This window comes from Clostridia bacterium, assembly GCA_014360065.1.
Classification (GTDB): domain Bacteria; phylum Bacillota; class DSM-521; order Neomoorellales; family JACIYF01; genus JACIYF01.
In genome coordinates this window covers 1-10,142 of sequence record JACIYF010000091.1, presented here as the reverse complement: position 1 = coordinate 10,142, position 10,142 = coordinate 1, and the positions used below count along the sequence as shown (strand labels likewise).

The 10,142-nt window shown below is 57.1% G+C and carries 12 protein-coding genes; 5 read left to right on the top strand and 7 right to left on the bottom strand.

Annotated elements, in window-relative coordinates; genetic code table 11:
* The first annotated feature begins 22 nt into the window (after positions 1 to 22).
* The 5 genes from H5U02_11555 to H5U02_11535 all read left to right on the top strand — a co-directional run bounded on the left by H5U02_11555 (position 23) and on the right by H5U02_11535 (position 5,213).
* Positions 23 to 991 carry a hypothetical protein gene (locus H5U02_11555; protein ID MBC7343058.1) on the top strand — a complete coding sequence of 323 codons (969 nt, stop codon included), beginning with the start codon at positions 23 to 25 and terminating at the stop codon, positions 989 to 991.
* Between the two features lie 29 nt (positions 992 to 1,020).
* Entirely contained in the window at positions 1,021 to 1,551 is a 531-nt protein-coding gene (locus tag H5U02_11550; protein MBC7343057.1) for a DUF4430 domain-containing protein, read from the top strand.
* 111 nt (positions 1,552 to 1,662) lie between these two features.
* On the top strand, positions 1,663 to 2,598 hold the full coding sequence (locus H5U02_11545; GenBank protein MBC7343056.1) for an energy-coupling factor transporter transmembrane protein EcfT: 936 nt from the start codon (positions 1,663 to 1,665) through the stop codon (positions 2,596 to 2,598).
* Positions 2,571 to 4,271, top strand: coding sequence for an ATP-binding cassette domain-containing protein (locus H5U02_11540; GenBank protein ID MBC7343055.1), 1,701 nt, complete (start codon positions 2,571 to 2,573; stop codon positions 4,269 to 4,271). Before H5U02_11545 ends, H5U02_11540 begins: the two co-directional genes overlap by 28 nt.
* 249 nt (positions 4,272 to 4,520) lie before the next feature.
* Positions 4,521 to 5,213, top strand: coding sequence for an ECF transporter S component (locus H5U02_11535; GenBank protein MBC7343054.1), 693 nt, complete (start codon positions 4,521 to 4,523; stop codon positions 5,211 to 5,213).
* An 8-nt stretch (positions 5,214 to 5,221) separates the two neighbouring features.
* Here H5U02_11535 and H5U02_11530 read toward each other — a convergent pair whose 3' ends face one another.
* From H5U02_11530 to H5U02_11500, 7 genes are all read right to left on the bottom strand, one after another.
* A complete protein-coding gene (locus tag H5U02_11530; protein MBC7343053.1) occupies positions 5,222 to 5,482 on the bottom strand; it encodes a DUF3343 domain-containing protein in 261 nt (86 codons plus the stop codon).
* Between the two features lie 106 nt (positions 5,483 to 5,588).
* Entirely contained in the window at positions 5,589 to 6,749 is a 1,161-nt protein-coding gene (locus H5U02_11525; protein ID MBC7343052.1) for an aminotransferase class V-fold PLP-dependent enzyme, read from the bottom strand.
* Between the two features lie 39 nt (positions 6,750 to 6,788).
* Complete coding sequence (locus tag H5U02_11520; GenBank protein MBC7343051.1) at positions 6,789 to 7,145, bottom strand: XdhC family protein; 357 nt, start codon at positions 7,143 to 7,145, stop codon at positions 6,789 to 6,791.
* Between the two features lie 45 nt (positions 7,146 to 7,190).
* Positions 7,191 to 8,021 carry an XdhC family protein gene (locus H5U02_11515; protein MBC7343050.1) on the bottom strand — a complete coding sequence of 277 codons (831 nt, stop codon included), beginning with the start codon at positions 8,019 to 8,021 and terminating at the stop codon, positions 7,191 to 7,193.
* 122 nt (positions 8,022 to 8,143) lie between these two features.
* Complete coding sequence (locus tag H5U02_11510) at positions 8,144 to 9,010, bottom strand: EF2563 family selenium-dependent molybdenum hydroxylase system protein (GenBank protein MBC7343049.1); 867 nt, start codon at positions 9,008 to 9,010, stop codon at positions 8,144 to 8,146.
* A 113-nt stretch (positions 9,011 to 9,123) separates the two neighbouring features.
* Positions 9,124 to 9,516 carry a LysR family transcriptional regulator gene (locus H5U02_11505; GenBank protein ID MBC7343048.1) on the bottom strand — a complete coding sequence of 131 codons (393 nt, stop codon included), beginning with the start codon at positions 9,514 to 9,516 and terminating at the stop codon, positions 9,124 to 9,126.
* A gap of 207 nt (positions 9,517 to 9,723) precedes the next feature.
* On the bottom strand, positions 9,724 to 10,142 hold a 419-nt coding region (locus H5U02_11500), incomplete at its 5' end, for an alcohol dehydrogenase (GenBank protein ID MBC7343047.1).

The following is a 10,142-nucleotide window of genomic DNA, read 5'->3' as shown; positions in this document are numbered from 1 at the left end:
GGGGTAAAGGATGGTTTTTAAGGTGCTAAAGCGTATTGCCAAGGTGGCAGTGACCGCGGTGGCAGTTGCATTGGTGTTGGTAGGTATGGGTGGTTGTAGCAGAGCTAACCAGTACGATTCTTTGGCTAATGATGCAACGGGTTATGTCTATAAACAGTACGTGGAGGGGCAAGCCGTTGATGCCGATACTGCTTATATATTGTCCCTCGCTGGCGACGGTATAACGGTTGACCAGTGGGTATACAAGGATAAGACTCTAAAGGAGACGGTCATAGCTTCAATTGATAAGACCTTACAGAACCCAGCTTTGGCTAGTGCCAAGGCTCTAGCCCAGCAAGCTTTAATTGCCAAGCAATGGGGGCGGACTGACCTAGTCGACCGGCTAGTAGCAGCCTTAAAGGAGAGGGAGAAACCGAAAGGCGGATTTGATGATAATATTTACAGCGACATTCCTGCCTACCTGGCCTTGGCCCGAGCTGGGTATCTCAATACATTCAACCTAGACCATGCTCGGCAGTATCTCATTAGCCACCAAAGCCAGGAGCGAAACGCTTTGGGTAGCTGGGGCGCGGTTCAGAACGGTACCTTCTATCCTGACTTCGCATCCACGTGCCAGGCGATTCAGGCTCTGGCATACCTTCCTGGCGCCAAGCGGGATCAAGAAATTCGGACAGCCATTGATCGAGGACTTTCCTATCTGAGACAACACCAGCAAGCTGATGGTAGCGTTTATGTTACTCAGCCATGGGCAGATGACCCGGTGGTGGATACTAGCGAGATAATTATCACCCTCAAACTGCTTGGTCAGGACCCGGCCAGCTGGAAAAATGATCAGGGGCTGACCCCAATTGACTACATGGTTAACAAGGCCAAGAACCCGGATGGCAGTTTTGGCTCTGTTAAGAATATCACCGGAGCAGCCAAGGCCCTTCACGCTTACGTCTTTCTTGGCGCCAAGCCACAATTTAAAGTGCCAGCTGCTGGACGATAGGTGGTCGGATTACGCAGGTGATGTGACTAGTGAGAAGAAAATTTTGGTACCTAGTGGGGATTCTGATTCTATCGGTAGCTGTAGTGGGACCGACTATCTATGCTCACCGGCTGGCCAATGATGGCTCTAGCATGAGTTTAGCAGAGTCTAGGGATGGGCCATCTGGTTCTGACCATGAAGGCAAGGGCAGGGTGACTCCAGCCCTGCCTCCGGCGGCCGACCAGGGGTGCCGGGTATATGTAGCCGTAGTAGGAAAGGGAAAGCAGGTACTGTTTGGTCCTGCCCAGGTGAGCTTGTCTTCCGGTCAGAAGTGGGGAGCCACCGCCTTAGGGGCCCTGGATGCTACCGGGCTTGAATACCACCTGGCTTATGGCAATAAGTTTGTCGATATGGTTGCCGGGCAGGCCAATCAGGGCCAATGGGGCTGGATGTACAAAGTTAATGATCAGGTGATCTGGAAGCCGGCTGTGGATGTGGAAGTCAAGCCCGGCGACAAGATTATTTGGTGGTACAGCCAGGATCGAAGTCCGGGCCCCATCTGGTCGGAACTAAGTAAGTAGTAAGGTAGTAGGAGCAAGGGCCGGTGCCGCCTAAGGGTTCAGGACCGAGCCCGATCGGGGCGGACGGGGTGGGGGTGATGGCCCCAGCGTGACAGGAGGTGAGCGAGCTTTATGGGTTGGGGAGAGAAGCTCTTCTTTCAAGATCGAGGCCTATTTTTGCAAAGCTTGCACCCGGTGTCGGCTTTGATCTACTTGGGCGCCCTCCTGGTCCTGGTTCTCACCCTATCTCATCCTCTATACTTATTGGCGCTGTTTTTAGCCATCATGGCCGGGGTGATGGCCCTGGATGGCCTGGAGAGCTGGGAGCCCTATTTCAAGTTTAGCTTGCTCCTGATGGGCTTGATAACTGCCATTAATGCCCTGCTGGTACAGGCTGGGGAAACGGTCATCTGGGCCGGGCCGGAGATACCCCTTTGGGGGCGGCTAGGCATTTCCCTAGAGGGGATAAGTTTTGGATTGGTTATGGGCATCCGGCTACTGGAGGTCATCAGCATCTTTTGCCTCTACAACCTGATGCTGCATCCAGACAAGCTGCTGGGCTGCTTTTCTTGGGTGGCCAGCCAATCCAGCTTGGTTTTGGCTTTAGCTACCCGCATGTTTCCCTCTATGATCCGGCACTGGGAGAACGTGGTCGAGGCGCAGGCGGTGAGGGGAGTAGATCTAAGGGCAGGCAGCTTTAGGCAGCGGGCTCGCCGGTATGCCGAGCTGATGAATGCCTTGGTGCTGTCCTCGTTGGAGGATTCCTGGGAGATTGCCGAAGCTATGCAGGCCCGCGGCTTTGGGAGCGGCCCTCGGTCCCGTTACCGGAAAGACGTTTTTCGCCCCCGGGATACCCTCTGTGCGGCTTTTAGCCTCTTAGCTCTAGTCTTGGGAGTATATGGCCAGGTGGCCGGTTACAGCCGCTTTACCTTTTATCCGCGACTGGGAGAGCTGATAGGGACGCCTTCTAGCTTATTAATCCTGGCCGCCATGTTCTTGGCCCTACTAATTCCGCCGCTATTGAGCTGGGGGTGGCAGCATTGGCCCTATTTGCGATCAAAAATCTGACCTACTATTATCCCGAGAGCCAGAGGCCAGCCCTGGATGATATTAACCTGAGTATCGAGGAAGGCGAGTTGCTTTTGGTAGTCGGAGGCTCGGGATCGGGCAAGTCCTCCTTGGCGCGGGCCTTGGCCCGGCTAATTCCCGATTTTTACGGGGGGCGGCTCACTGGGGAGATCACTTTTCGGGGTCAGGACCTAACGGCCATGAGTCAGCGCCAGCTGGCCCGGGAGGTAGGGATGGTATTCCAGGACCCGGAAAAGCAGCTGGTGATGACCAGCGTGGAAGCTGAGCTGGCCTTTGGGCTGGAGAACCTAGGCCTGCCTCGGGAGGAAATGACCCGGCGGGTGGCGGAGATCACCAGCTTCTTCAATCTCTTGGGGATGGAGGGAGAGTTTACCGCCAACCTCTCCGGCGGCCAGAAACAGAAGGTGGCCTTGGCATCAGTGATGGCCATGCAGCCGCAAGTGTTGATTTTGGATGAGCCCACTTCGCAGCTGGATCCGGTGGCGGCGGAGGATTTCTTCAACCTGGTTAAACGGTTGAACGAGGAGTTGGGCCTGACCGTCATCCTAATTGAGCAGCGTTTGGAGCGCTGCTACCACTTAGCCGACCGGGTAGCCTTGATGGCGGACGGGAAGGTATTCTATCAAGGTCCACCTTCCCAGGTAGCTGGATTGGCGGCGCGGTCGGGAGTGCCGTTAGCCCCTCCGGTGGCACGCTTCTTTGGCGGGCTGGGCTTTGACCCGGTACCGGTTACGGTCAAGGAGGGGCGCGAGGTGTTGCGCTGCCACCTCAGGTATCCCAGGCCGGAGCTGGTCGGGCCTAAGAAAACCGAAGGCAGGCCGGCTGAGCTATCCCTCAGGACGCGTAGGGAGGGGTCAACCCCTCCGCTCCTTGGGCTGGACCGGGTTTGGTACACCTACCCCAGCGGCAAGGAAGCACTACAGGAGGTAAGCTGCCAGATCAACCCTGGAGAGCTGGTAGTGGTGCTGGGAGCCAACGGCGCCGGCAAATCCACTTTGCTGCGGGTCATGGCGGGGATCTTAAAGCCAGGCCGGGGAAAGCGAAAGCCATCTCAGCCCGACCTTCGGGTGGCCTATCTGTCCCAAAACCCCAGCGATTACTTGCTCCATGACCGGGTGGAGGAGGAGCTGCAATTTACCTTGGACAATTTTAGCCTCGAAGGTGGGGCAGTGATCGATAAGGTATTAAAGAGGTTGGGTTTGGAGGCTTGTCGCCACTCCCACCCGCGGGATTTGAGTAGCGGGGAGCAACAGCGGGTGGCCCTGGCCTCGGTGCTGGTAGTTAATCCCCAGCTCTTGCTGTTAGATGAGCCCACCCGGGGAATGGACTACCAGTTGAAAGCCGAACTAGGCAAGATTCTAAGGGATTTGGTTGGAGAGGGAACTGGGATAGTTTTGGTTACCCACGATGTGGAGTTTGCGGCCGAATACGCGGACCGGATCATTATGATGTCTTCAGGGCGGATAATTGCCGATGGCCCCAAGCACCAGGTGCTGGGGCAATCCTTCTTTTATACCACCCAGCTGGGCAAAATGTGCCGGGGCTATGCTCAGGGGATATTAACCCTGACCGAGGCCCAAGCCAGGCTAGCCCCAGCGTTGGAGCTGCCTGATAGGAAAGTTGAAGTCGGCCATGAGAGCCTACGGCTTTAAGCCGCTAAGGCCAGCTGGAGGCGCCTACCCCATGTGGCCGAGGTCTAGCTGGCTCCGCGAATGCTTTGGAGTGCCCGTGCGGCAAGCCACATAAAGGCGGGCCGGACGCAGCACTCGACTTGCCACCCAGGCCTGACGTCTGCCCCGGTTAGTGTATCCCTGCGAGGCTGCAGTTAGTCAGGGGTTGAATGCTGGTCGAAATAGAGGACCAACGGCCTGGCTTAAGCAAATAGTTTTTGGGAGGGTATTATGGGGTTGAGACGCCTCCTTTTCCCGGTGGGTTTAATACTTATCCTAGCGCTATTGGTGGCCGGCTCCATTGGCAATGGCCTCCTGGCCCGGCAGGGGTGGGGCCTCCTAACCACCGAGATGGTATTAGTGAGCTTGGCCCTGTTTTACTGGAGCTTTGAGCAACGGCAGGCACCATCGCGGGAAATAGCCCTAATTGCCACCCTGGGGACGCTAGCGGCAGTAGGGCGGGTGGCCTTTGCCGCTTTGCCTGGGATCCAGCCCACTACTTTTTTGGCCATTATTTCTGGTTTGGTGTTTGGGCCCCAAGCTGGGTTTATGGTTGGCTCCACCGCTGCCCTGGTCTCCAATTTCTTTCTCGGGCAAGGGCCCTGGACCCCCTGGCAGATGTTTGCTTGGGGCTTAGCTGGGGCTTCGGGCGGCTGGCTAGGAAAGCTGTTCCCGCGCTTGGGGCGGAATGGGTTGGCTGGGATGGGCTTAATCTGGGGCTACTGGTTTGGCTGGATTATGAATATCTGGTCCTGGACGGCTTTCATCCAGCCCCTGAACTGGCAGTCCTTTGTGGCTACTTATGCAGCCAGCTTTTGGTTTGATACCCTCCATGCCTTTGGCAACGCTGGCTTTTGTCTTTTGTTTGGCGAAACCTTAATTAAGGCATTGCTTCGGTTTCGGCGCAGGCTGAAGACCGCTTAGATGATTGCTTAGATGATTTGGAGGCGGCCTTGGAGCCGCTGGGCCTCGACTTGCTGATCTATCTTGATCCCACCGGCTACCAAGATGGCTTGGGCTTGGGCCGCTTCTCCGGCTTTAACTTCCAGGGCTAGCCCGCACAGGGAACTTAGCTGTCCGGGCATGGGGATTAAGCGGGCGGTCAGGCCTGCCTCTTGGGCCAGCTTCTCCGCTTTAATAGCTTGGAAGGTAGATGAGAAAGTAAATAGCTGCACTTTCTCCTGGTTGGCCATATCCTGCCTGGTTCAAAAGAGCTGACCAGGCTTTCGCTCCTTTCGGATTTGATTTGCCCAGCACTTACCTGGAGTCGGCAAGGCTTGCGTACGCTTTGGTTCCTGGCTATGGTTTTGCTATCTGCACGAGCTCCCTCAGGGCGGACAGCAGGGTCCTGATCTCGGCCGGACGGTTAAAGAAGCCCAGGCTGAGGCGCAAAGTTCCCTGCTCCAGGGTGCCGATGGTGCGGTGGGCTAGGGGGGCGCAGTGGAGCCCCGAGCGAGTAATAATCTCGTATTTCTCAGCCAGCCAGGCGGCTGCTTCCCCGGCCGAGAGGCCAGCCAAGTTAATGGAAACTACCGGCACCTGCCGGGCAGGGTCCTTAGGCCCATACACGGTGACTTCCGGAATGGTTTGCAGCCCTTCTAGCAAGAGGCCAGTGAGCTCTTCCCCTTGCCTACGGATAGCTTCTATGCCCACCTGGCAGACGAACTTTACTCCTGCGGCCAGGGCGGCGATCCCGGGGGCATTGGGGGTACCGCTTTCAAACTTGTCAGGTAGAAACGGCGGCTGGGTAGTGAGTTCTGATTGGGTGCCGGTTCCACCGTATTTTAGCGGCTTCACTGCTTCCGGGTGGCGCAGATAAAGCCCGCCGGTGCCGGGAGGGCCAAATAGGGCCTTGTGGCCGGTAAAGGCCAGGAAGTCGATATTGGCTGCCTCCACGTCGATGGGCAGCTCCCCGGCGGTCTGGGCGGCATCCACCAGGAAAAGGGGTTTAGGCTTGTGCTGAGCAAGCATCTCCCCGACCTCGGCGACGGGCATGATGGTACCGGTAACGTTGGAGGCATGGGTTAAAGCCACCAGTTTGGTCTGGGGCCGGAGGCAAGCCTCAAGTACTTTGGGGTCGAGGCTTCCGTCCGGGGCGCATTCAGCGATGGTAACCTCGACTCCACTGGCTTTTAAGGCCCAAGCTGGGCGGGCCACGGAATTGTGCTCCATGCTGCTGATAACCATGTGATCGCCCGGTCCGAGGAGGCCCCGAATCACTGTATTTAGGGCTTCGGTAGCATTGGCGGTGAAAACGATATTCTCCGGCTGGCCAATATTAAACAGCTGGGCTAAGAGCTCTCGAGCCTCGAGCAAGGCTCTTTCCGGCGAAGCCAGCTGCCCCTGGTGGTTGCTGGCTCGACCCGGGCTTTCGTTAAAGCAGCGCAAGGCTTGGTCGGCTGCTTGGTATACCGACTCTGGCTTGGGCCAGGAAGTAGCGGCATTGTTGAGATAGATCAAAGTTATCCTGCACTCCTCTGTGAAAACATGTTTAGTCCTTTACGGAGCTGGGGCGGTGGGGCTAGCCTCAGGTTGTGGAGCCAGGATGGGCTCCAAAAACAGTTCCATATAGCCGCCGCAGGCCATGCCTTCGCTGGCGGCAATATCTGAAGTCAGGCTGATGGTGTAGTAAAAGGACTGCCCAGTGTCTAAGGCCCGCAGGGCTTGCTGCCGAGCTTCGGCTTCTCCGCAGCCGCCGCCGATGGTCCCAAGGCAGGTACCATCGCGATAGACCAGCATCTTGGACCCGGCGGAACGGGGAGTGGACCCCCTGGTCTTGACGATGGTGACCATACAGGCTGGCCGACCTTGCTCGAGCGCCTGGCGAGCCGATCGATATAAGGTCAAAGGATCCATGTCTGTCCCTCCTAATTGGCTTTCTGAACCGCCCTTGGCCAAGAATCAGCTGCTGGCCTTCATGCTGCCGGGGGCAGGGCGGCCCCGGCGTATGGCAATAATCTCGGCCATGATGCTGACGGCGATTTCCTCTGGCGTCTCTGCCCCGATATTGATGCCAATGGGCGCATGCACTTGCTCGATGAGCTCGGGGTCTATGCCCTCTTCGAGCAACCTTTTCTTGGTTCCTCGCACTTTGGTCCGGCTGCCGATCATGCCGATGTAAGCGGCCGGTAGGCCTATAGTTTCCCGTAGGCAAAAATAGTCGTACTGATGGCCCCGGGTGACGATGACTAGGTAACTCTGCGGGCCAACTTGAATTTCTTTCAGGGCCTGGGCAAAGTCGGCGCAGATGATGCGGTCGGCCTGAGGAAACCGTTCTTGGCTAGCAAAGTCGGGCCGGTCATCGATCACAGTCACCTGAAATCCCACCGTCTTGGCCAGAGCTGCCAGGGGTTGAGCCACATGGCCCCCGCCCAGAATTATCATTTCCGGAAGCGGGAAGATGGGATCGGCGAACAGAACGACTTCTTCTTGGTCGTCTTGGTCTTCGGCACCCACCTCATTGACCGGGATACTGGCTAGCTGAGGAAGGCGGGACGTCCAGACCTGGCTGGCCACCTCCAAGGCTTTCTCTTGGAGCTTACCTGTAGGCAGAGCTCCTGCTGTTTCGCCCTGGCGGCCCACTATTATTTTTTCCCCCAACCAGCTGGAGTACGCAGGCGGAGCTTTAACTATAGTAACTAGCACCTGCCCTTGGCCCTTTTCCAGCTCTGTTACCAGTTGGGCAATGATGGCAGCCTGGCGGCTATAACTGTTGATTGTAGCAGCATTCACAGGCTTTTCTCCCCCCACCTGTAGTCTTTATCCGTCGGCGCTTGCTTGCCGAGGTATCCTGCTTCGGGGTTTCCAGGGCTCAGGCCTTTCCGGCCCAAGCAATCCAGCCTTGGGTGGCTTGCTTAGACCGCTGGCTGCCGATGGCGCCAGGCGAGGATGGCTTCCAGGACTCCGCCGGCGATGGCTAACCCTTTATCAGAGATGGTGAAGCAGTGCTGGCGGACTCCCCGGGGGTCCACATCCCCCACCTTCATGCCCTGGTATACGGTCAAACCGCTGCGAAGCAGACCCCGCAATACCCCGGAAATCAAAGCTACCACTGGGTACCTTAAACCTGAGGCCATTACATTGGCTACTACTTCACCTCGTTGGATCTGGTCGCCAATGGCCTTGATTCCTTCAAAGGTTCCAGCCGCCGGAGCTCGAATTACTCGTTCGGCAGCATAGCCGTGGACTTCACCGGGAATGCCGGTATTGGGCGCTGGTGAACCCTGCCAAAGAGCCCGGCCCAGAAAATGGCCGCGGCTAGTCTCTACCACTGCGTGCACATCTTTTCCGGCTACGAAACCCGGGCCTAGGGCAATTACTAAAGGTGCCATGCCTTTATGGGTGCCCAGGTTTTTCTTGGCTAGGATGGCATCCACCACTACTGCTGGAGAAAGGGTTGGATGGGAGCCGGAGCTACTGAGACAGCGGGCTTGGGGATCCACCAAAACGGCAATTCTGCCTTGGTTAGCTATCTCCCAGGCTTGAGCGGCTGATGCGGCCAGCTGGGCTTGCACCCCTTCAACCTCCGCCGTGCCTTCATATACGGCCTCGGCAAAGGCTACCCGCCGTCGGATGACGGTGGGTTGTGGAACCTCAAGCATGACAATGGTAAACCCGCTTCGGAACAATCGATAAGCAACGGCGCTGGCTAAATCACCCGCCCCGCGGATTACCACCAGGTTGGACGTCAGAGCTCTGACTGTGTCGGTTACGCTGGCCATCTCATCCCCACCATTCTCGTTCTCATGATAAGGGGGTTTAACCCGGCTTCTGCATTTCTAACCCGCAACTGAAGGGTTGGACTGTAGCGAACCTAGCGGCAAAAGTGGTAGGACTACCCCAGGTTCCTCGATTTCTCGGTTGCCCCTCTCTTAATGTCTCCTGTTACCTGCGGGTTTGGCTCAGAAAAATACTTGTTAAAGAGGTTATCTAGCATCTCTTCTGCCTCGTTGCGGAAGGCCTGGTAGCGTTGCATTAAGTCTTGGGCCTGCGGTGTGATAGAAGAGCCTCCGCCCGAGCTGCCCCCGACCTTGCGCTCTAGCAGCGGAAAGCCCAACCGTCCTTCCAGGCGACGAATTAGCTCCCAAGCTTGGCTATAGGACATGCCCATCTCCTGGGCTGCCTTGCGGAGCGAGCCCAAATCTTGGACCCGCTTCAAGATATCGTAGGGGCCATCGCCGAAGGCTTTGCCACCATTATCCAACCATAGCTTAAAGGCTAGCCGCAAAGCTATCTATCACCTCTGTCACTTGCCGGTTGCTATTCCTTCGCTGCTTTTACCCGCCATTTAGCTAGGCCGTTATATGTTTCTCCATATAACCAGAAAATCCTGCTAAAAATGGAGAGATATCTTGCCGGCTGGCTTCCTGGCGGCCAGGAATTGCGGAGGCATAAAGAGTCACACAAGGCCCTGAGGAGTTGGGCCGATGCTAAACTACAATATTAGCACGGCGGCACCCTTTATCTGGGCTGCTTTAAGCCGCTTAAGAGCTTGATTGGCTTCCTCCAGGGGAAAAGCCTCAGTTTCCACCTGGATAGGGATCTGGGCTGCTACTTCAAGGAACTCGAGTCCGTCCTGCCGGGTGAGGTTGGCGACGCTCTTCAGGGTACGCTCCCCGTAGAGAAGGTCATAACTAAATTCGGGGATGTGGTCCAGGTGCACAGCATTGATGGCCACGGTGCCCCCTTTGCGCACCGCCCGGAGAGCGTAGGGGATGAGGGAACCGACCGGGGCGAAGGTGATAGCTCGGTCAGCCAGGGGGACCTGGCCGGTGCCGGCGGCCTGGGCCGGACCGGCCCAGGCCGCCCCCAACTTTAATGCCCCCACCAGGTGTTCCCGGCAGCGAGTATAAA

Bases quoted from the DNA above. Each gene is read 5' to 3' on its own strand.
- H5U02_11545 (MBC7343056.1), top strand. From the start codon at position 1,663: ATGGGTTGGGGAGAGAAGCTCTTCTTTCAAGATCGAGGCCTATTTTTG.
- H5U02_11535 (MBC7343054.1), top strand. From the start codon at position 4,521: ATGGGGTTGAGACGCCTCCTTTTCCCGGTGGGTTTAATACTTATCCTA.
- H5U02_11530 (MBC7343053.1), bottom strand. From the start codon at position 5,482: ATGGCCAACCAGGAGAAAGTGCAGCTATTTACTTTCTCATCTACCTTC.
- H5U02_11520 (MBC7343051.1), bottom strand. From the start codon at position 7,145: ATGGATCCTTTGACCTTATATCGATCGGCTCGCCAGGCGCTCGAGCAA.
- H5U02_11510 (MBC7343049.1), bottom strand. From the start codon at position 9,010: ATGGCCAGCGTAACCGACACAGTCAGAGCTCTGACGTCCAACCTGGTG.